This window comes from Caballeronia telluris, from assembly GCF_001544495.1.
Taxonomy (GTDB): domain Bacteria; phylum Pseudomonadota; class Gammaproteobacteria; order Burkholderiales; family Burkholderiaceae; genus Caballeronia; species Caballeronia telluris.
In genome coordinates this window covers 1-21,316 of the sequence record NZ_FCNZ02000048.1, presented here as the reverse complement: position 1 = coordinate 21,316, position 21,316 = coordinate 1, and the positions used below count along the sequence as shown (strand labels likewise).

Below are 21,316 nucleotides of genomic sequence, written 5' to 3'. Positions count from 1 at the left end.
TCATTGATGACATAAGTTCAACGTTTACGCCTTCGTTACGGATGACCGCTACATGAGCTATTTCAACGGCCTGCTAGGGCTCGACGTTGCGGGCCCGACAGGTGAGCATCAGGCTATAAACCATGGCGCTGGCCTTCGCGCCGGCAACCGTGTCGCTGAACAACCACGCCGACCTGCCGGTGCAGAATGGCCTGATGTCGCGCTCGATGACGTTATGCCGACTCCCTGATTATGCCGCGTCATGGATCCACGGGCACAACGGTTGGCGGATCTCTGTTCCCGGTCGCTCCTGTTGTCGGCATTATCAGAGAGCCTCCAGGAAGGCGAGCAACGGATCTGGAGGTTTGTACCGTGTCGGTGCAACACCACTCGCCGTCGCGTGCGCGAGCGCGCGCTCCTTGAGTTGCATGTCGGCGTGCAAATAGATCTGAGTGGTCTCGGAGGACTCGTGCCCGAGCCAGAGCGCGATCACGGTCAGGTCGACGCCGTGATGCATCAGGCTCATTGCGGCCGTGTGCCGAAGCGTGTGAGGCGTTATTGATTTCTTCTTCAGCGAGGGGCATGAGAGGCGCGCGATTTCGGCGTTGCGCGACACGAGTCGCTGAAGAGCATCGGCACTGAGATGACCGCCGCGCGAACTGGGGAAGACCGGATCGCCTGGTTCGCCTGGTTGATACAGCAGCCACTGTTTCAGGACGGCAACTACATCCGGTCGCAGCGGAGTGCATCTCATCTTTCTGCCTTTGCCGAGGCAACGAACGTGGGCGCCTGTGCCGAGCGCCACATCCTGGCGCCGGAGTGCGGTCAATTCGCTATTGCGCAGACCCGTTTGAACCGCTACAAGAAGCAGCGTTCGGTCGCGGTTGCCGATCCAGTTTCGTACGTCAGGCGCCCCTACCAAAGCGGCGGCCTCGCTCTCGGTCAGAAACTCAACCGGGCCGTGCTCGCAGCGTTTGGATGGAATTGCAAGAATGCGCTGACACTGCAGAAACAACGCAGGCTCGCTGACCGCGACGAAGCGGAAGAAGGCATGCACGGCGGCAAGCCGCGTGTTGCGTGTGCGCACCGAATTGCCTCTGCCATGTTCGAGGTGCTGCAGGAATTCCGCGATCAGCGACACGTCGAAGTCCTCGATTCGCAGCTTTGACGGCGCGCGCCCTATATGCTTCGTGGCGAACGCCAGCAACAGCCGGAACGTGTCACGGTAACTTGCCACCGTATGCGAACTCAGACCTTGCTGCTCGAGCAAGCGCTGGGTGAAGAAGCGCTGAACGAGGGCTGGGAGACTTGCGGCGCTCACGTCCGTTCTCCCGAACAGTCCTTGTCGAGATAGGCTGCCGCGAGTTCAAGCAACTCCGGAACCGATTCGATATACCAGTACGTAAGGCCAATGTTGACATGCCCGAGGTACGCGGCAAGTTTCGGCAATTCCCGACTCACGTCCAGACCAGCGCGATACCATTCGACCAGCCTTCCAGTCGCGAAGCTATGCCGGAAGTCCTGGAGGCGCGGGCCGTAACCATCGCGCCCGTCCTCTGTGGCCGATCGCAGACCAACAGCGCGCGACATTCTGACGAACATGCTTCGTACAGTGCTTGCCTTGAGTCGCTTGCCGCGCTCACTAACCAAGAACGCCTCGCTCAAGCGTACAGGACAGAGTTGATCGCGATTCCGGGCATAGTGTTCGAGTGCCACCCGAGAAGACTCTGCTACTGGAACAAAGCGGGATTTGCCGAACTTCGATTCCCGGATGGAGAGTATCCCACTGACGAGGTCAACGTCGCACCGGTCGAGCCGAAGCGCTTCGCCTGGCCTGAGGCCCGTCGCTACAAGAAGCCCTATGAGCGTCGAATAAGTCAGTGCTCGCATGCCGGTTCGGGATCGCAGTTGAGCGGCGCGGGTCATAAGCAGATCAATTTCCTGCTCAGTGTAAATATGCGGGGCGTTGCGCCGTCTGCGGGCACTGAGGAGTCCTGCTGGCGGAATCTGGTTTCGACTGTCAAGCACGTTCATCCATCTGGCAAATCCTCTCACTTGAGAGAGACGCCGCCCCCACGTAGCGCGTTCGACGAGTTCGGGCGTCGTCGCCCAGCGCAGAGCCAGATCGGTTGTAATGAACTCGGCGCCTTCGCGTTCCAGCAGATCAACGAAATGACCGAGTGCCAACGCAGGCTCATAGAATGACGCCCCAAGAGCACGGCGGACTGCCACGTACTGGGCGAGAGACTCATGGATCGCAGTCATATTGCACCTCCCGCCGTGGGCCACGAACGCGCGACACCGCGCAGGTCTTCAAACGCGACCTTTGCGTAGATCGCGGTACTGTCGGGAGAGCGGTGCCGCAAGACCTCGGCGATTTCTGCCATCGAGGCCCCGTGGCGAATCATCGTCGTCGCCAGACCGCGACGAAACAGATGTGCGGCGCCCCGGCACGCGGGGCGGAAACCTGCACGTGCGAAGGCCTGACAAACAATCTTGCCAATCGCCGCCGGTCCCGCCAGACCAACCCGGGGCGCCAATCTGCGAAGGAAGACGCGACGCGATGCACTCGCTCCGCGACCATCGCGGAGATATGTTGCGATTGCTTCTCCGACCTCCAATGAGAGCGGCACGTGCTCGACTATGTTCCCCTTGCCATGAATGACGAGTTCCCCCGAACGCCAGTGAATGTCGTCGAGCTCGATTGCGATGATTTCTCCGGCACGTAATCCGAGCCGCGCCAACAGCAGCAGGATTGCATAGTCACGGAGCCCCGTCGGAGTCGACCGGTCGGCAGATGCAATGAGAGCTTCTTGCTGCTCAGGCGTGAGGAACGTCGGCACAGTCGACTGTCGCCACTTACGAACCGAGGGCACTGACCCAGCCAGGTCTCGGGCCGTATCGCCACGTAGAAAGAGGAAATGGCAGAACGAGCGAAGCGCAACTGCCATCAGCCGCGTGTATTCCGCCAATCGGCCTTTGCTGCGGGCAAGAAGATGATTCCGGATCGCTACCGCGTCAAACGCATCTGGCAGCAAACCTCCGCTGCTGACCGAGTGGCTGTCGAGAAAGTCGTGAACGAACGGAGCGTAGACGAGCAGAGAGTTCTTCGCGAGTCCACGATCCTGCTTCAGATAGTCCAGGTATCGGCGATAAATGTGCGCGATCTCGGACTGTCCGCCTGACGTCGGCGAACACACAATGGCTTCCGCGCGCAGATAGGCGAGAAACTGCCGTAGTGTGGGACGCGCACGCTGGACGCGGTCTCGTGATGCGTCGAACATGCGCTTCATATAGCGAGCGATGACAGACTCATCGAGGTCAATCAGGTCGATGTTCCTGCGCTTCATCCACCCAGAGAAAGCACACAGGACTCTTCGTTTCTTGCGAAGCGATACCTCGGAATAGTGTGCCGTGCGTAGACGATCAAGAAATGCATCGATGTGATGGGCCGGTATCGCGCCGGATTCGCTGACTGTACGTGTCGCATTCATCTGATCTCTCCTGGCCAGCGCAATAGCCAGCCTGAGAAATCATAGGTTTATGCCGACACAGCGATCACGAAAGGCCACACCCACCGCCACGCATGTGCACGACGCGGCATAATCGGGGAGTCGGAATAACGCTTTAGAACGGCAGATCAGGCCGATTGCTCTCGGAAGGGCCAACTGGACCTTCGCGGGCTCCCCGCGAGGCGCTCGTGCGGCGGCCACGATGTATTCGTTGCTCGGCACGGCTCGCCTGAACGGTTTTGAACCGTATGCGTGGCTGGAGGAAACACTGGAGAAGTTGCCGTCGTATCCCGTCAACCGCGTGCATGAACTGCTGCCGCTTGCCCGCCAAACACCCCGACATTCATGGACATCCTAGATTCCCTTCGGCAAGCGCCCAGCGCCGAGTTGTATCGCCTCTATTTGACGATCGGCAAAATGCTTGATGACCCCCGACGCATTCTCGAGGTTCGACAACGGCTCAACATCGGCATGACTGTCAGATACGTCGGCGACAATCCGATGGGACCTCCCTTAGAGGGAACCATCACTGAGCTTCGACACACACAAGCGGTCGTGCAGGACAGCTTGACTCGACGCCGATGGGTGGTGCTCTACGCGGCAATCATCCCCGATATAACCGCGGCGCCCATTAGAACAGAAGCGCCGCCACCGCGCCCACGCACCGAAGAGTTCTTCATCGGCGACACCGTGGGGTTCACCGACAAGCATCTGAACGAGCGTGTCGGCACCGTCGTCAGGCTGAACGCGAAAACGGCGTCGATCGCCGTGACGGACTCCGAAGGAAACTGGCGCGTCTCGTACGGTCTACTGCGGAAAATCGTGGATATTTGATCGACGTCCGGTCAACCACGGGATGCGCTGACGGATACAACGCGGGAACCGCCGACAGGCGGCTGCCCACGGCCTTGTGCTGTGGGCGGCGTCGTTGTCCACGGGCGGCCGCGGAATGACCGTCATAGCGAGGCGTAGATGCCGAACTAAAAACTTGACAGACCTACTCAGGGCATGACTCTACCGAATTCAGACGCCGCCGGTCCGTTGAAACGCAGCGCGGGCCATAAGGCCAGCGATTCCATGTCGATGAGTCGCACGAGCCGTGGTGAACGGTGACGCGTGCGCAAGTGCGAAAGTTCCATCGCCCCGTGCGTACTCGAGGACAATCGAATGTCGCAGAAGTGATGACGACGGCCTATCGCCAATCGTGCCTAAGCGTGAGCTATGCACTCGAGTTCGATGAGAAACTCGGGGCGTGGAAGTGCCGCAACGATGACCGTTGAGCGAGCAGGTGAATTCGACTGGAAGGTGCTGTGCCAAACCTCGTTCATGCCCGCGAAATCAGCCTGGCGGGTGAGGAAAACCGTACACTTGTCGACGCTCTCCATTGAGGATCCAGCGGCCTCAACGATGGCTTGGACCTTCTTGAGAACCACATCAGTTTGAAGACGAATGTCGGGTCTGGCGTCGCCCGAAACTTGCCCCGATACATAGATAACGTTGCCTACGCGTATGCCCGGCGAATATGGAGTCGCTCCTGGGGCCACCCCGGCAGGCAACACAACCTTTCGCGTCGACTGTGAACTTTCCGGTCCCGCGCAAGCTGCCACGAATCCAGCAAGGCACACGAGTACAGTCAGCCGTGCACGAACTGTTGACATGATCGCGCTCCTCGCTTCGAGATTGTGAGGCAGTAAAGAACGTCGAACGGCCCTTACGTCTTGACTTCGCTTGACTGCAAGGAATGGTAGGTGATTCTGGCGACTAGTCAACCTGACCCGAAGAAGGCAAATGGTGGTCAGCGAATACACCGATCAATTCTGTGCCGGAAAGCCGGGCATCGGCCAATTTGGACCGCTCCATAAAGCCTACTTCGCGATGCCGACCGCGATTGAATCGGCCGCGTGACCGCCCAGCATTCCAATTAAAATCGAGAGAACTGTCCGAACGAACGGGGCCAGCGCTGTCTAGCTACGGCGCGCGCGACATCGCACGAGCCATTCGCATGGCCGATGTTCCTGTTGGTCCGTGGATTTAGCCCTTTCTTAAGGGCGTTGCCGAATTCGGGGTTTCCCCGGTTTGTACAAGCGCAAAGCGCGTCAGTACCGCTCCCACCGACGCGCTCACTATCTTGCGACTTCTATTGTCCGAAGAAAATATCGCAATTCGGAGCAGCACTGCATTGACCCTGAACATGGGCCCTCGGAGCGATGGGTTTTTGTGCGCCTGCGGCCATGCTGGTCCCACCGGGCATACCGCCGTAGGAGGTGCTATCGACGGTCGACGGCGCGGTGGCATCCGCGTTCTGCTGCATGGTCGGGGTGGCCTGCGGTGCCGCGGCGTCTTGCGACTGTTGCGCCTGAGCTGCGCCCGCCACCGCGAACACGCCAGCGACCATTGTCGCTACTACGATACTAGTTTCACTTTCAGCTCCTAGTTGATGCGCAAGCAACCAATCAGATAGCTCTGCGGGCTGCTCACCTTGGGATTTCCGACTGGCGGACCGACCCTCGTCGGACGGGTCGTTTGCTCAGAACGGGCGAAAGATCGGTTGGATGCGTCGTCGCGACACCATCTCCCGACGTAGTTGAAATCCTTTCGGATATACGCAAGTAGAAACCTCGCGATGACAGGCCAAGCGAAACGAACCTTCCAAAATCTGCCGATGGACCTTGTGAGTCCGGGTGCGCATCAAGAAGCACGCGATACTCAAGGTAAGCCTGTAATTGAGCGACTGCAATCCCAAGCAAGGAGGGATACCGCCGTCGGGGTCGCTTTTGAGGGCGCGGATCTTTGCGAACGACGCTACACTTGGAAATTCGTGCTGTAAGCTCCATGAAAGAAGCACCCGAAGAAAGTGCTCCGAGGAGAAAATAATGACTTTGCCAATGCAGACTAAACCTTCGTGGAATGGGCCGCCCTGACCATTCCCCGGTCATCGTGGGCTGGTGCCTACAATCGGCAGCAGCCTGCGAAGGGCAGTTCGCACCACGTCGCCGTGAGAACCCTCGCATTCAAGCGGATTCACGGCCTATATCACTGCTGGCACAACCGCAGACCGTACAACGAGACCGTGTACCTCAACGTGCTCAGAAATCACGGCTCGCCGCTTGCCGGGAAGTCGGCGCGCCAGGCCGAAGGCGAAGCTCACGCGGTGACGGTGGTTAAGAAGGGAACTACAGTTCGGCGGCTGTCCACAGCCTCGTCCTGTGGACAGCGTCGATGTCCACGGGTAGGGCGCGGGATAATCGTCCTAGCGAGGCGGAGACGTCGAAAGAAAACTTGGAAAGACCTATTCAGGGGCACGACTCGATCGATTGACGCTGGGCGTGACCACGGAGCATTGACCTTTCCGCCTTGGCGACGATTATTCCCAGTTTCCTAAGCTCGACTCCCGAGATCCCAGCCGCTTTGCCGCCTGATTGACACCGATCGCGTCTGCCAGCCGGACTGTTCCCTGATTTCCTCCGTGTTCTGGCGATTGGGCGCGCCTTCGGCATGTCCATCACGATTGCCGTCCATCAGGAATTACAGCGCTCTGACGTATGTCGACCTAAGCCAATCAAAAAGCGACGTTTCTCTGTCATCGATATTATAAAATAAATACACTGATCTAAAGCGGGAAAGTAATTCAGAAAGTATGGCGGCTTCGCCAACTTTCGTCCTTGCGGGGAAAAACAATCGCTCCTATAGTGATTCTGTAATTCTATTTCAAGCGCGCAGGGTGCAATTGCTTCGGACTGCTTTAAACGAGGGTCGACGTTCAAGGGAGTCGGTGACATGAAGCATTGGAATCGCATTTTCAAAGCTCGGTGGTTCCTGGGCTGTCCCTCGTACGGAAAGCCCGACTAATTCCTACCGAACGCCCGACTCGGTCGGGCGAGTACTGTGCTGACAGACGGTCCTGAAGTCAACACCGAGCGCTCAGTCATACCTGATGCTAAGGAGGCGTCTATCGCAGATGCTTCACGTCGAAATTCCCCTCACATCAATTAATCGCCGCTCCGCCCCTGCCGGGCGACGCTATTTAAACTAACGAATTGCGTCCGTCGTGACGCATACCCGTTCCGTCGTCCTACCGCAGTTGCTTTCGTCTGTCATTCGGTCTACCCAGCACGAATATCGTGAACCGTAGGTTGCGCTGCTTTGCCTCGGTTTACCGCGCCTGCCTTTATGGTCAAAACTTTCATCGGGAGAATCGGCATGCGAATCAGTACTTCTATCTCAGTTCTTGCCATAGTCTTCGGCCTTAATGTCGCTCACCTGTCGCTCGCCGGAGAAAGTGACGATGATCCCGGCGCACGCTGCATGCTGCCGCAGGGCACGGTCTCGTTGGTTGAGAAGCAGCTTAACAGTGTCGTCAACCTAAACGATGACAACGGCGGAATCTTCAAACCCAACCGGATGTGGGCGGCGATCGTGGATCGTGAGGGCCATCTCTGTTCGGTTACCAAGACAGGGGACGCATGGCCCGGTAGCCGCGCAATCGCCATCGCAAAGGCGTACACGGCAAACGGCTTCAGCAACGATGCGCTCGCGCTATCGACCGCCAACCTGTACGGGGCGACCCAGCCCGGTGGATCTCTATACGGCCTCAACAGTTCCAACCCGTTCAATCCGCGTTTCCTCGAACAGGGTAGCGGAATCGGGCACACGGTCGGCGGCGTCATCACATTCGGAGGAGGGGTTGCACTCTACGCTGGCGGCAGGGTCATCGGCGGCCTGGGGGTGAGCGGCGACAGTGCGTGCGCCGATCATGCCATCGCCTATCGAATGCGCAAGCTTGCCGGTCTCGGCACAGTCCCGAAGGGCCAGGGGCCGAACAACACCGATAACATCATCTACGCGGCAAGCTCGTCGCCGATGGGCTTCGAGCACCCCCATTGCTTTTCAAATGACCTGAGCGCTAGCGCTATTGAGAACGTCGGCGGCCGATAATGGTCAACGCGTGGCTAACCGCTAGTGAAGAGATCGAGTGGATACAGGGGAGCTAATAATGACCGACCCATCTGCTGGGTCGGCTGAATAGCCTACACCAGCAGCGTTGCCCTGTCCGCCGCTCGTTGGACGATGACCGTATGACCGGAATGCCTGACCAGCGGCAAGCGTTCCGGCGAAGGAATGACGATTATACTTTGGATAAGAGACGTCGCCGTCATGGAGAGTCGAACGAGGGCGTTGGGTCACCGACTCCTGCTGGACACGGAGCATCAACGTGTAGTGCTCTGTCGGCTCGTCGTCAGACCGGCTCCGCCTCATGAAGCGCCATTGTCTCATCAGTCACGTGGACGTTCAATAATCTGCTTCGCTCCGGAGAACGGCCATTCGATCTTCGTCATCGCGTATCGTTACCGCACGAGCGCTCTGAAGCGCGGCACGCTGCCCACCGGTTCCTCTCCGATTGCGCGAATGCCTCGCGCATCGGCGTGCGGCTCACCTTCAATTGCTTCGCGACTGGAGGTTCCAACAGATGGCTCTTGGCTCGAGTACGCCTTCGACGATCGCCGCGCGCAACACGAGGTACGACGACGCCTTCGCCAAGCCGACCGGCCGGCGCAGGACCGTGCGTATGCAGAGTGAAAGCGCTTCGTGATGGAGTCGTGCGTCGAGTGTCGAGCGTCGGGCGCGGAGGCAGGCTTTACCCCTTGCTTACGAGCGATTCTTTCCGCAGGCAGCGGCACCTCGCGATGTTCGTGATACGCCGTGTATGGATAGACCCAAGGAGGCGGCAATGGGCGAGATCTGTGGCTGCAGCCTGTTATGCTCGATCGGGCGGAAGGCTTGCTGACCTTCACGCTGACTCAACCGCAACCGAGCGCATCGCGCTGCACTCGCGTGCTCAAGCCCAGCGAACTGGCGCTCGATGCCGGGTTGTTCGTGGTCGGCTTGAAGTAGAAAGTGTTCGGCGGTTGTACCGTGGACGCCGCATAACAATCCGAAGCTGTACGGGACGATGACGTTCGATCGCGTTTCACCGGTCTCAAAGCTGGTACACCGCCCAGCGGACAGAAACGCGCTTGGCGCCCCGTATACGGAGCAAATGATGTCGGCGGGCACCGCCGCATCCTTCAGCGGCAGATGCAGGGGCTGATTGTCCTCATGATTCGTGCTGGGAAGAACATGGACGCTGAAACCGGCGTCGATGTGCAAGGAGCTCGTCGTCATCAGCATGCGGATCTAGAACCAGCAAGGCTATGCGGCGCTCGTCATCAACGCAGAACGATGTGCGTTGCAAATGTGCGATACCCAAGGACCCGACACAGAATAATGTCTGGGTGACGCCGGAAGGCGGCGGGCCGCACTATTCGGGCATGTGAATGCGCGGCCGCGCGAATCACCAAAAATACGTAGCCTTCACCCCGAACGTGCGGGGCGCTGCGAACGCGTAACGGTATGAGTCATCAAACGTGTATTCCTCGGCGGCCGTAAATACGCGCTGATTCGTCACGTTGCGGACATACGCCATGAGCTCGACGTTCTTGCGGATCGGCACCCAGGTTGCCGAGAGGTCAGCGGTCAGATACGGCTTTTGACAATCGTCGGCGTAGTTGTAGATCGTGAAGTGCTGACCGCTCTGGAACTTCGCATCCAGGCGGCCGACGATGCGTCCTGCCGCCGTCATCCACGCATGTTCGAGCCCGAAGCCGATCGTCAGCGCCGGGCTCTGCGGTGGCGCATTGCCGGCGAGCTGCACGTTCTGGCCGTTGCCATCGTCGACGACGAAATCGGTGAAGCGTGCGTGCAGCCATGCTACGGAAAACGTCAGCAGGCCAACCGGATCGACCAGCGCGTGGATATCGGCATCGGCGCCATAGATATGCGTGCGGCCCGCGTTGACGATTTTGGTGCCCACCCGCCCGTCGGCGAACGGCACCAACCGCGCGATTTGTTGACCCGAATATTCATAGTCGAAGACGCTCGCGTTGATCTGCACGCGCTGCGCATTCCACAGCGACTTCGTCCCGATCTCGATTCCCTTCAGCGTCTCGGGCGCATACGAACCCGACGACGAGAAGCCGCCCGACTTGTAGCCGGTGTCGTAGCGTACGTAGTTCATCATCGCCGAGGTGGGTGCATATTCGGCCGCGAGCTGCACGGTCGGCTTCGACCATGAACCGGCGTCGTCCTGCGGCACGTGCGTATAGTCGAACGGCGGCTCGTTCGATTCCGCGAAGAAATATTCGCCTTCGCGGCTCTTTTTGTCGCGGGTCACGCGCATGCCCGCGGTCAGTCTGATCTTGTCGGTCACCCAGTACGACGACTGCCCGTATGCGGCCGTCGATGTCGTGCGGATGCCATAAGCGAACGCGAGTGTGGGCTGATAGACGCCGCCGTCGAACGGCGATTCGTTCGCGCTGTACAGCGACGACGACTCGCGAAAGTACGACACCCCCGCTTGCCAGGACCACCGTCCATCGCCGAGTGAGCTCGCGCGCACTTCCTGATTCAGCGTCTTGGGAAACTCGTTCTGCCGGTACGACACGGGTTCGGTGAAACTCGGACTGCTGTCGGCTGCATGACGCCAGGTCAAGTTGTCGTAGCTGCCTGTATAGCTGACTTCGACGCCCGGAAAGTCAAACGCGACGCTCCAGCGGGCGATCGTATCGTCGATGTTTTGCGATTGCGACGTTGCATAGGTGAAGGTGCGCGGATCGGCCGGGAAGGGTGGCTTCTCGTGCGAGAGAATGCCGTTTGCATCGTAAATGTAGGGAATGTCGAGCGAGACCGGGCCGACGCCCTTCAATGTCGTCTGTTGCACGGTGAGCAGCATGCGCAGCTGCGAGCTCGGCTCGAGCGCGACGGTCACGCGTCCCGAGCGCGTGTTCTCGTCGTCGCCGTCCGTCTGCGGCGCATTGTTCAGATAGCCGTCGTGCCGGCGCGAGATGGCCGCCACGCGGAACTGCAGTACGTCGTTGACTGGGACGTTGACTATCACCTCCAGATTGCGCGTGGCGTAATCGCCGAGATCGACGGACGCGCGGCCCTCGAACGTCCGCGAAGGCTTGGCCGTTGCGATCTCAACGATGCCGCCCACCGCGTTGCGCCCATACAGGGCGCCTTGCGGCCCGGCGCAGCACGGAGATGTGGTCGAGATCGTAAAGCGTGCCGCTCAACGCGTAGGGGCGATTGTCCGAGCTTCCGTCCGTCACCACGACCACGGACGGATCGCCGATCTCGGTCGTGTCGCGACTGGAGATGCCGCGAATCGTCAGCACGGGCACGACGGTCTGTACCTGCGCGTAGTTGAGATCCGGCGCGATCGTGGCGAGCGATTTGACGTCGCTGACGCCGGTGGTTTCGAGGAAGGCGTCGCCATAGACGCTCATGGCGATCGGCGTGCGCTGCTCGAGCGCCGGCTGCTTTTCCGCCCTGACGATGATTGGCTTCAGCTCCTGGCCCGAATCGCTTTCATCGGCGCGAGCGCCGGGCGCAAGAAAGGCACTTAGGAAAAGCAAGCGCGCCGCCGTCGAAGTACGACGGAGAGAAACGACTTCGCTACGCAGGAAGGACATGACAATCGAAATCTGGATGAAGCAGAACACCTGCGGTTGCTACGGAGGCTGTCGGACACTGCTGGCCGTCCTCGCTCTCCAAGATCGGCCCGGTGGAAAAATTTACTGTGCGAATGCTCCGGGAAGCGACGAATTATAGCGTTCGCAGCGCCTCATTGTGGATGAGCGTCTGGCGATGCTCAGCGCTTCTTCGCCTCTTCGAGACACGCCGCCAGCTTTTCGAAGTACTTTAATGCCATGGGCGTCGGCGCGACCGTCTTAATGCGCAGATCGTCGCTGCTCCCGTCGACGGACACGAGACCTTGCTTCTTCAGGCTCGTTAACTTTCGATGCACGGTTGCCGGCGCGCCCGCGACCGACAGCGCCATTGTTTCAGTGACGGTCAGCGCATGCCCCGCATGCCATGACGCCGTGAGCGCCTCCAGCAGACGCTCCTCTGCGGCATCGAGCTTCGGCACCGAAGGCAATGCCTGGACCGCCTGCGCCAGATTCAGGAAGCGAAAATAGGCGTCGAAGACGCTCTTTTTAGCCATGTAAAAATCATCGAAAAGGGACGGTTCAATCATAGCATCGCCGAAGAGATGAAAAATCTGAGCGACGCTTCTGTATCTTATCAAACTGATAAATAAGTGCTAAGATCATGCGCAAAGCAAGGGGCTGAGGGAAAGCGCGATTTCATTTCCCGCCCGAGCGGCCATCAGGGACACGAACGTGGCTCAACGACGCGACTTCACGTATATCACAGCGCATCTCATCGAGCAGGAAATCCATCATCTCGCGAGGATGATCCGCTCGCGACACTGGCACCGAAGCGCCGCATGGCCGGTGTCGTATTGGCGCGGGCGCATCGAGAAGCTGCGAAAGGCGCCCGCGGTGGCGCAGGATCAGCAGGCGGAACTGCTCTCGCTGCTCGGTGAACTCGAGCGAATCGCGGCGCAGCTCGATTCCTCTTCGAAGTACGGCGAGCTTTCGCAAATCGGTGCGCGCCCGGCCGGCGGGGGTATTTGCAAGGCATAAACCTAAGGCACGTCATCGGGCCTGAGCATAGGGCCTGCAACGCTGCGGTAACATATGACGTTCTCCGCCGCGCGACTGGCACGCCACGTCAATGTCTTCCTTTCAGCTTCGTTTATGCTCCGTCGTCGGAACGGCGCTCGTCTTTATCGGCTCGCTCTGGGCCAATCAGGAAATTTTCACTCATTCCGAGTTCGTGCGCGGCGTGAACTGGGTCTATCTTCCGGCCGGCATCCGGCTGCTCAGCACGCTGCTGCTCGGCGCCGACGGCGCGCTCGGGCTGTTGCTCGCAAGCTGGCTCGTCGACTTCTGCTATTTTTTTCCTAACGATCCCGTGAGATCGTTCGTCGGCGGCATCATCGCGACCGCCGCGCCCTACGCAGTCTATCGCCTGGCGCGCGAGATATATGGGCTGAACGCGTCGCTGTCGAATCTGAGCGCGGGCAGGCTGATGTTGCTCACCGTCGCGTACGCGACAGCCGGTCCGCTCTTGCACAATCTCTGGTTTTGCCTGCAGGGCGACACGCACAGCGTCGCGTCGCGGTTCTTCGCGATGTTCATCGGCGATCTCGCCGGAACCGTCATTATGATCTACACACTCAAGGCGGCGCTGCATTTTCTGCCCGTGCCGCGCGGTCCGGAAGCGGAAAGTCAGTCGGACGGTTAGCCGGACCCCGGGTTTCCCCGGGGCGCCGTTGCTTCTCTCAGGTTCCGGGTTCGTCGTGCCCGTGATGTTCCTCACTGTACCACTTGCTTATCAATTTGATAAGATGGCGGCGCGAGAAGCCGACAGCCCGTCCGGCAAAATAAAAAAATCACAATGATTGGCGATCCTTCCCTGACCAACGAAAGTGCGGTGAAGACGAATGCGTGGGAGACCGACGACCGCTACGCGCAGCGGCTCCCGCCGCAGATCGCGCAGTGCATGCGGCGCATGCTGACGCGCGGCGACTTCCTGACAGTCGAATTCGACGGCACGCAGTTCGTCACGCAGTTGCTCGACGTCGATTCGCGCGGCGCGCGCTTTATGTTCGATTTCGGCAGCACGCCGCGTGACAACCGCGAACTCGTCCATGCCGACGAGCTCACGTTCCGCAGCCAGCCGTCGGGCATTCGCACCCGGTTCGTGACGGGGCGTGCCTTCGCGACGACCTTCGAAGGGCGGCCGGCCTTTGAAGCGCAGTTTCCCAAACTGCTCCATTACGTGCAGCGCCGCGAGCACTACCGCGTCGATACGCCGATGTTCGATGCGTTCATCGTCAGCGGAGCCGATGGCGCGGGTGTCGCGTTCCAGTTCAAATTGCAGGACCTGTCGCTCTGCGGCGTGGCGTTACGCACGAGGGACACGCGGGTCGAATCGCTCGCGCAGGGCACGATCTGGAAAAACGTGAGGCTGCAATTAGGCGGACTCGGCGCGGTGCCGGTGGATCTGGAGATCGTCGCGCCTCGTCACGTGATCACGCCCACCGGCGAGCGCCGCACCGTTCTGGGCTGCCGGTTCGTCGATCTGAAGGGAAATACCGAACGCGTACTGCAGCGTGCGATTACGCAGCTGGAAATGCACCGCAAGGAGCGCACGGAGCGGTTCTAAAACGCGCCCCTGGCGCTCGATCTATTCAAGCTCGGTACCCTTTAGTTCCACAATGAGGACGACCGTCGCGACGATATAGGTTCACCCCAGCGCCGACCTCCGATGTCGGACAAGTGGTTAAACCAACACATGTTGAACGAACGGCTGTGCACACTCTACGTCAAGTGCGGCGTCACGCACTGAATGCTGCGCCGCTCGCCGAAACAGGGGCGAGGAGCAGAAAACACGGGGGATTCGAAGGTCGGCTTTGGATCACTGCTGCCGTACGCCGCCAATCAGGGTCGACCACACGGGCACGTTCAATGTCGGACTGGGTTCGGACATGTTCAGCCGGGCTGCCCGCTCGCTCGACCAGACAAAAGTTGCTTTCACGCTGATAGCTGCCGCTCGCTTTGCTCCGTGACCCGGAAGAGGCGTGCCGTCGAACCTTCGACTATGCGTTGTGCGCGCTTCCGTCGACATCAGTTGGTCTAGGCGGCTTGGCGAGTTGGCGTCGCTGCTGCAGCGAGCGTCTTCGATGACCTGCATGAGTGGCTCGCAGGAGAAAGGCTCCTGCAAACAGGCATCGGAGACATGAAATACCCTAGGCGGACCGCAGGTGTCGCGATCTAACCAACAGCGCCACACGAAGAGTTGGATCTAGCCACCGGCCGCAGCGTGTACTTCCGGCTACTAATTCGCCTTGTGCCCATTAGGTTCAATGTTTTCAACTAGTTGTTTGATCGCTTACCGCGGCGCCGCCGTTTGGCACGCGCTGTGCTTAAGTTTCATCGAGGAGCGGCGACCCCTCAAAAAAGCGCTACCTTCCTGACTGCTAATTTGCCCTTGGAGCATCGAAATGAACGCCTTGGTAATCAAAGACCTCCCCGTAGCTGTCGAGATGGATCGGACTGCAATGGCCGCCGTCAGCGGCGGCAGGTTGCCGCAACAGATCGTGAACATCATCCAGGCCGTTTCCGACTTTGCAAATGACGCTCCTGTCCAGCATAGTTTCACTGGCAGTGGGGCTTCTACGGGCTACTAACCCGGTGATATCGTAGCTCAAGGCCGTGCCAACAGAGGCCTCTTTGACTTCGCTTCGGGTGACTTTATCTGCACTGCCCGGATACTGACGACCCTGACATCCATGACCGGCGAGCGGGCGCGCTTGCCGGCCATCTGCAGTCGTTGGCAAGCTTTCACAAGCAGTCGTTCGGACGTCGGTTTCACGTTGGTAACGGACGCGTGCGTCCCGATCATCGTCATGCGTCGACCATTCTGAGTAACTAACTATTTGGACTATTAAGGGATGTTGCTCTTCCTCAGCCATGCTTTCATATTGCGCCCAGCCGGTTCCACGTAGCTTGCCATATCGACGTCTGGCGCTACCCCTTTGATAAACAGGTTCACTACGCGGAACAAGTCTGGACGCGCGCCAAGATTCCGGAATCGGTGGATGATTCGGCTGCGAAGAAACTGTCACGTCCCATCCTGCGACGGACTTTGCCTCGCGCAAGCGGTTGCCGTCCTGCCTGTGCGTAGGTTTTGGCCCGATCGCCCAAGTGTTTCCGATGCTTCGCCTGGCCATTGCAGCGCGTCCAGAAGATTGTCCGGTCCTCGCAAAAGGCGCGCTCTGTTGCATGCGGTTCATCCGCACGCATCGGGCGGCGAGGCATCCAGGGCATCGAAATAATCGGTAAGTCATTCGTCATCTGCTGCCGCCGCGGGTATAACATCTATCCCTCAGCCGGGTTGAAGAATGACCGGCTTCCGAGTTCTTTACCCGGGAAATCGCATATCACGCGAGCTTTTCATGGATGCAGTTTCCGACGTCCTGCGCGCTGTGCGTTTAAGCGGCGCGGTGTATCTGAACGGGTCCTTCACGGCACCGTGGTGCGTGATAGGCCGCACAGATGCTGAGCTCTGCACGGCCTATCTGCCGCAATCCGAACGTGTCGTCTCATATCATCTGGTCATAGAAGGTAGCTGCTGGGCCCAACTGGCAGACGACGCTGATTCGGCCATTCATCTCAATGCCGGCGATCTGCTGGTGGTGCCGCAAGGCGAAACGCATTTGATGGGTAGTGCTGTGGGTCTTTCACCCACGCCAACGGAGTTGCTTTTGGCGGGTCCGATGGCGGATACACCCGGTGAAGTGATGACGTTGTCTTACGGCGGCGGGGGACCTATGACTCGCATCGTATGCGGCTTTCTGGCCAGCGACGATACGCTGAGTAACCCACTGCTCTCATCTCTACCGCGACTCTTCAAGATCGATATGCGCCACGATCCGCGAGCAGCGTGGCTTGAGTCCTCTCTCAAGTTCGCAGTCGTCGAAGCTGCGAATTCGCGGGCGGGCGGTACTATCGTGCTCGCCAGACTGTCCGAACTCCTGTTTGTCGAAGCGGTTCGAAGTTGTATTGAAGCGCTTCCTGTCCACCAGACGGGATGGCTGGCTGGAGTGCGCGATCGCTACGTGGGACGCGCGCTGTCGTTGCTTCATGCTCAGGCAGTCCACCCATGGACCGTCGATGAGCTTGCGCATAAGGTGGGGCTGTCGCGCTCCGCGTTGGCGCAACGCTTCACCGATCTCCTTGGACAACCACCAATGCAGTATCTGTCGCGATGGCGCATCCGGATCGCGGCGCAAGAGCTCTTGATCGGCAGAAAGTCCCTCGCCGCTGTAGCGGAGCAGATTGGTTATGAGTCGGAGGCGGCATTCAGTCGGGCCTTCAGGCGCGAATTTGGAATGCCGCCGGCACGCTGGCGCAAGAGCAAAGGAAAGATGAAAGACGCTGCCGAATCTGCGCAGGCCACACCCGCTGCGAGCGGCATCACGTCACCAGCTGATCGGTGACGCGAACTTTCAAACCCGAACGCAACGTTCATTCGCATACCTCAAAGCTGCCCCGGTGTTTCTGCCATATATCTCGGTGGCCGGATCATAGAACCTCGCGTCTTTCAATCGTACATTCGAGCGTACCGAATGCCAGATCAACGATGCGGTTCTGGCCGGTAGATGAACATCCACAGCTCGACCGCACGCAGATCCACATTGGGAGAAATGCTATGAACGCAGTATCGCGACTCTCCACCCGCGATCGTTACACCCGTTGCATTCGCGCCTCAAAGATGGTCACTTGGGACATCGAGCGTGACGTGATCGGAGGCCGCGCCTTTGACAGGTCCGAGAAGTATCTTCCCGACGGGCTTTCACTGGCTCCGAATTTCTTCACGCTCTCCGAGAGCGAAAGGCGTTTCGTCAGCCAGATTCAGGGACGCACCTATGCCAAGGTGTTCGGACTAGTAGAACGCTTCATCAACGCCAAGGTGCTGGAAGTCAGCCGTGACTATTGGCTCGGCGACCAGGTAGCGCTCGAGGCGCTGGTCCGGTTCAGCGAAGAGGAACTCAAGCATCAGGCGCTCTTTCGTCGCATCGACGAGATGATCGGTGAAACCCTTCCGCCCGGTTATCGCTTCGACGTCGACCCGGATGCCGTAGCCTCTGCAGTGCTCGGGAAAAGCACGTGGGCCGTATTGGCGCTGACGCTGGATATCGAACTGTTCACCCAACTCCATTACCGCCAGAGTATCGCTCCAGACGATCGGCTATCGGAGCTATTCAAGAACGTGTTCCTCTACCACTGGAAGGAGGAGAGTCAGCACGCCATGCTCGACGAGCTCGAATGGGTCCGTCACGACGCCACTATGACGGTCAGTGGTCGCGACAAGGCTGTTGACGAACTCATCGATCTCGTGGCCATGATCGACGGCATTCTGCAGGCGCAGGCAGCAGCCGACGCACGTTATTTCGAGATGAACTGCGGCCGCGCAATCGACGAGCCAGAAATCCAGTCGGTCGAGGCGAATTTCCTCGAGGCTTACCGGTGGCAATACATCCACTCGGGTGTACGTCATCCCCATTTCGGGGAGGTGCTTAATAGCCTCATCTCCGAAGACCAGAGCAGGCGCATCCAGGCCGCGCTCGCCACGCTGCAGTGAGATGTTTCGACGCTGAACAATCCACGTATGTTTACGGAGATGGAATATGAATGCCAACGCACGAACCAACGAACCTAACGTCGTTAATGGCCTTAACGTCGACGATCTGATCGCCCTGATTGAGGGTGTCAAGGGCGATGTCTCGAAAGCCGCCACTAGCTGGCGCGTAGCTACGAGTTGGCAGGGCCAGACCCGGACTCGCGCCGACGTTGAGGAGTTCTCGATCGGAGGGCAGAACGTGTCGCGCCGGTTCACGATCGATATTGATGAGCCCCGCGAACTCGGTGGCTCGAACAAATTTGCCAATCCCCAGGAGCATCTGATCGCCGCGTTGAATGCCTGCATAACGGTGGGGTACGTGGCTCAATGCGCCGTTCGCGGGATTACGCTCGAATCCTTGCAGATCGAGACTGCGGGTGAGATCGACCTCAGGGGTTTTCTTGGGATCGACCCTCAAGTGGCAAACGGCTACGAGAGCCTGCGTTACACCGTTCGTATCAAGGGCAGCGGTACTAAGGAGCAATTCGCTGAAGTCCATGACGCGGTAATGGCAACTTCGCCCAATGTCTACAATCTAGCGAACGCTGTCGTCCTGAAATCGACCCTCGTTGTCGGGTGAGCTTCTCGAAGTAGACGCGGCGACTCGAATCTATGCGGTCGACTACCTTCGCTATGACGCCGACAACCTGGCATCGCTGCCAGTCGCATGCACTGCTCGCTTCGCGAAAGGTGTGGGCGACTTGCATGTTCAGGCAGTCAACATTGTAGCTTTCAAATAGGACCGGGACTTGGCGGCGGTCCGATAAAGATCGCTGCGTCTGAAGTCCCGGGACTTCCGACGATACGCCACTAGAAGATTTGCGATTTGATTGGAGACATCGATAAACAGGCAGAACCTAAACGCCGCGACGGCTAATCCCGCGCCCGTGATTGCGCCGCATTGCTCGGGCTCGGGTGCCGGTCAATGGCGGCAGCTCGGCAGCGCGCTCAACTCGAATTATGAGCTCGTCGCCCCAATAATCGATCGGGCCAGTTGCGAAGTGCACCTCGTCGGTCAGTCATATGGTGGCGGCGTCGCGCTGCATGCCGCTGTAGTGCGGCCGCATCGCATTGCGAGCCTCACCCTCTACGAACCGTAGGCCTTTCAACTACTGAAAGCGATCGGCGCCGACGGCGCTGCGGTGCCGAGATCCTTGCGCTTGCTACGAAGACCGCCGAAGCAATATGCAACAGCGACTACACCGGCGCGGCCATGTCGTCTGTCGAGTACTGAGGCGGCCAGGGTGCTTGGGCAGCACCGGCCCGTCCGTGCAAGCGGCCCTGGCACGCTGGACGCCCAAGGCACCGCTCGATTTCGTGCGCTGATGGAGGTACGTGAGCCCATGGGAGCCTACGCCGAGCTCACCGTCCCCGCGTTGATCATGCGGGCGCGCACGCGCCCGCGCCGACGCGACTCATCGCAGAGACGTTGCCGGCACTCTTGCCCGCGGCGCGTCTTGCGGTCATCGCTGGTGTCGGCTATATGGCTCGTTGACGCATGCGGGGGAGGTGAATGCGGCGATCGTAAGACATATTTCCAATACAGAGGCGAGGTCGCTGCTTCATGTGACGGAGCGGGAGCGCCTCGCGGCTTCGAGGCCGGCCACTGCTTCGCCTGGTGGTGGCAAGCGGACAGCATACGGGGCCTTAGCTAAGACTAAGCGTGGTTCGTTGCGCGGTGTGCGAGAGAATGATCCCGCTGGAGGATCAGCAACTTGCGCGTGGAATTGCTGTGGTCCTCCTGATCGACTCCGCGCTGCGAACGCCCGCCTAGGCACAAAATCATCCATCGAGATTATCAGCAGGGCATACAGTCCGCGCCTCGATCACGGTTCCGTGCTTTCAGTCGTGACGGGACGCTTAGCAAACTGCACGCCTAAGAGTTGCAGCGTTAAGACCATGGCCGCTGCAATTGAAGTTTATACGATTAGCGCTGTGGCGGCGGCACCTTGCTCGCCAAACAGCTTTGCGAGCACCGCGAGCAGACCGAAGTTCAATACTGCCGATCCAATTAGAACGCGGCTGAATGCCGAGTTCATGCCGAGCGGAAGCATGGTCTGAACGCCAAACAAATCGGACAAGCTCGACATCAGCGGACCAAACGACATCCAGCGCAACACGTTCACGGTGGGCCCATATGTGTACCGTACAGCAGCTTCACCGCGAGCGGCGCTCCGAAGAGAATGCATAGCGAAATCAGCGTGGCGATGCTGCCTTGCAAAACGAACATTCTGCGCAGAAAGGCGAACGCGTCGTCGCGCGCGTGATGCATCAGGAAGCTTACGCGCGGATTTGCGGCGGTTCTGAGCGGTTGCAACATGCCGAGCGCGGCGCGTATAAGCTTGTCGCCCGCGGCGAAGTAGCCGCCGGCCACATTGCCCGCGATGAATGTCAGCAGCACGATATTGCTCGACGCATAGATCTCGACAAGTGACGTCGCGATGAACACGCTCCATCCTTCCCTGAGCCGCCTGAAGGCGGTCGGGATCGACACAGGCACAAGGTCGATTTCGTGGCGAAAATTGAGGAACGTGCAGATCGCGATGCCGGACAACAGCGGCACCAGTGTGTTAACCAGCATCGCGATGTAGACATCGTCGTCATGAGTCGGACCTGCAAAATTGGGTTTTGTTCGTGGACGCCTCGGGGCGTTCATCAGGTGGCCTTGTACTTTTCGAACTCAGGCAGTT

General features: G+C 59.3%; 20 protein-coding genes and 3 pseudogenes. 13 read left to right on the top strand and 10 right to left on the bottom strand.

Annotated elements, in window-relative coordinates; translation table 11 throughout:
* Nucleotides 1–76: 76 nt before the first annotated feature.
* From AWB66_RS33255 to AWB66_RS30175, 4 genes and pseudogenes are all read right to left on the bottom strand, one after another.
* A pseudogene (locus AWB66_RS33255) lies at nt 77–217 on the bottom strand (IS66 family transposase); the annotation flags it as partial.
* An 87-nt stretch (nt 218–304) separates the two neighbouring features.
* Entirely contained in the window at nt 305–1,300 is a 996-nt protein-coding gene (locus AWB66_RS30185) for a tyrosine-type recombinase/integrase (protein WP_087633697.1), read from the bottom strand.
* Nucleotides 1,297–2,244 carry a tyrosine-type recombinase/integrase gene (locus AWB66_RS30180; RefSeq protein WP_087633696.1) on the bottom strand — a complete coding sequence of 316 codons (948 nt, stop codon included), beginning with the start codon at nt 2,242–2,244 and terminating at the stop codon, nt 1,297–1,299. Before AWB66_RS30180 ends, AWB66_RS30185 begins: the two co-directional genes overlap by 4 nt.
* Nucleotides 2,241–3,473 carry a site-specific integrase gene (locus tag AWB66_RS30175; protein ID WP_087633695.1) on the bottom strand — a complete coding sequence of 411 codons (1,233 nt, stop codon included), beginning with the start codon at nt 3,471–3,473 and terminating at the stop codon, nt 2,241–2,243. The genes AWB66_RS30180 and AWB66_RS30175 overlap by 4 nt, the downstream gene beginning before the upstream one ends.
* Before the next feature lie 136 nt (nt 3,474–3,609).
* Between AWB66_RS30175 and AWB66_RS35180 the strand changes: the two are divergent.
* From AWB66_RS35180 to AWB66_RS30165, 3 genes and pseudogenes are all read left to right on the top strand, one after another.
* A pseudogene (locus AWB66_RS35180) lies at nt 3,610–3,669 on the top strand (hypothetical protein); the annotation flags it as partial.
* A 24-nt stretch (nt 3,670–3,693) separates the two neighbouring features.
* Nucleotides 3,694–3,849, top strand: a complete 156-nt coding sequence (locus AWB66_RS35175; protein WP_125469833.1) for a transposase domain-containing protein — start codon at nt 3,694–3,696, stop codon at nt 3,847–3,849.
* On the top strand, nt 3,837–4,325 hold the full coding sequence (locus AWB66_RS30165) for a hypothetical protein (RefSeq protein ID WP_087633694.1): 489 nt from the start codon (nt 3,837–3,839) through the stop codon (nt 4,323–4,325). Before AWB66_RS35175 ends, AWB66_RS30165 begins: the two co-directional genes overlap by 13 nt.
* Nucleotides 4,326–4,699: 374 nt before the next feature.
* Here AWB66_RS30165 and AWB66_RS35170 read toward each other — a convergent pair whose 3' ends face one another.
* On the bottom strand, nt 4,700–5,149 hold the full coding sequence (locus tag AWB66_RS35170; protein ID WP_087633693.1) for a RidA family protein: 450 nt from the start codon (nt 5,147–5,149) through the stop codon (nt 4,700–4,702).
* A 2,542-nt stretch (nt 5,150–7,691) separates the two neighbouring features.
* On the opposite strand from AWB66_RS35170, the gene AWB66_RS30150 reads away from it, so the two are divergent.
* The 3 genes and pseudogenes from AWB66_RS30150 to AWB66_RS34940 all read left to right on the top strand — a co-directional run.
* A complete protein-coding gene (locus AWB66_RS30150; protein ID WP_087633699.1) occupies nt 7,692–8,426 on the top strand; it encodes a GlcG/HbpS family heme-binding protein in 735 nt (244 codons plus the stop codon).
* 822 nt (nt 8,427–9,248) lie between these two features.
* A complete protein-coding gene (locus AWB66_RS34945; RefSeq protein WP_268811168.1) occupies nt 9,249–9,383 on the top strand; it encodes a hypothetical protein in 135 nt (44 codons plus the stop codon).
* Nucleotides 9,384–9,703: 320 nt separating this feature from the next.
* Nucleotides 9,704–9,805: pseudogene (locus tag AWB66_RS34940) on the top strand (4Fe-4S dicluster domain-containing protein); the annotation flags it as partial.
* A gap of 17 nt (nt 9,806–9,822) precedes the next feature.
* On the opposite strand, the gene AWB66_RS30135 reads toward AWB66_RS34940, so the two are convergent.
* From AWB66_RS30135 to AWB66_RS30125, 3 genes are all read right to left on the bottom strand, one after another.
* Nucleotides 9,823–11,523 carry a TonB-dependent receptor gene (locus AWB66_RS30135; protein ID WP_087633690.1) on the bottom strand — a complete coding sequence of 567 codons (1,701 nt, stop codon included), beginning with the start codon at nt 11,521–11,523 and terminating at the stop codon, nt 9,823–9,825.
* Nucleotides 11,507–12,031 (bottom strand): hypothetical protein, encoded by a 525-nt coding sequence (locus AWB66_RS30130; RefSeq protein ID WP_087633689.1) that lies wholly within the window; start codon nt 12,029–12,031, stop codon nt 11,507–11,509. The genes AWB66_RS30135 and AWB66_RS30130 overlap by 17 nt, the downstream gene beginning before the upstream one ends.
* Before the next feature lie 149 nt (nt 12,032–12,180).
* A complete protein-coding gene (locus tag AWB66_RS30125) occupies nt 12,181–12,534 on the bottom strand; it encodes a hypothetical protein (protein ID WP_087633688.1) in 354 nt (117 codons plus the stop codon).
* A gap of 178 nt (nt 12,535–12,712) precedes the next feature.
* Between AWB66_RS30125 and AWB66_RS30120 the strand changes: the two genes are divergently transcribed.
* The 7 genes from AWB66_RS30120 to AWB66_RS30085 all read left to right on the top strand — a co-directional run bounded on the left by AWB66_RS30120 (nt 12,713) and on the right by AWB66_RS30085 (nt 19,206).
* On the top strand, nt 12,713–13,018 hold the full coding sequence (locus AWB66_RS30120) for a hypothetical protein (RefSeq protein WP_087633687.1): 306 nt from the start codon (nt 12,713–12,715) through the stop codon (nt 13,016–13,018).
* 91 nt (nt 13,019–13,109) lie between these two features.
* Nucleotides 13,110–13,682: a hypothetical protein gene (locus AWB66_RS30115; RefSeq protein WP_087633686.1), complete on the top strand. Its 573-nt coding sequence runs from the start codon at nt 13,110–13,112 to the stop codon at nt 13,680–13,682.
* Nucleotides 13,683–13,871: 189 nt separating this feature from the next.
* Nucleotides 13,872–14,606, top strand: a complete 735-nt coding sequence (locus AWB66_RS30110) for a flagellar brake protein (protein WP_235021311.1) — start codon at nt 13,872–13,874, stop codon at nt 14,604–14,606.
* A gap of 838 nt (nt 14,607–15,444) precedes the next feature.
* Nucleotides 15,445–15,630: a hypothetical protein gene (locus tag AWB66_RS30100; protein ID WP_087633683.1), complete on the top strand. Its 186-nt coding sequence runs from the start codon at nt 15,445–15,447 to the stop codon at nt 15,628–15,630.
* A 768-nt stretch (nt 15,631–16,398) separates the two neighbouring features.
* Nucleotides 16,399–17,442, top strand: a complete 1,044-nt coding sequence (locus tag AWB66_RS30095) for an AraC family transcriptional regulator (RefSeq protein WP_087633682.1) — start codon at nt 16,399–16,401, stop codon at nt 17,440–17,442.
* Between the two features lie 212 nt (nt 17,443–17,654).
* A complete protein-coding gene (locus AWB66_RS30090) occupies nt 17,655–18,587 on the top strand; it encodes a hypothetical protein (protein WP_087633698.1) in 933 nt (310 codons plus the stop codon).
* Between the two features lie 46 nt (nt 18,588–18,633).
* Nucleotides 18,634–19,206, top strand: coding sequence for an OsmC family protein (locus AWB66_RS30085; protein WP_087633681.1), 573 nt, complete (start codon nt 18,634–18,636; stop codon nt 19,204–19,206).
* Between the two features lie 1,339 nt (nt 19,207–20,545).
* Here AWB66_RS30085 and AWB66_RS34655 read toward each other — a convergent pair.
* Both AWB66_RS34655 and AWB66_RS34650 read right to left on the bottom strand, forming a co-directional pair.
* Complete coding sequence (locus tag AWB66_RS34655) at nt 20,546–20,752, bottom strand: hypothetical protein (protein WP_235021312.1); 207 nt, start codon at nt 20,750–20,752, stop codon at nt 20,546–20,548.
* Nucleotides 20,749–21,207, bottom strand: coding sequence for an oligosaccharide flippase family protein (locus AWB66_RS34650; RefSeq protein ID WP_235021310.1), 459 nt, complete (start codon nt 21,205–21,207; stop codon nt 20,749–20,751). Before AWB66_RS34650 ends, AWB66_RS34655 begins: the two co-directional genes overlap by 4 nt.
* Nucleotides 21,208–21,316 lie beyond the last annotated feature (109 nt).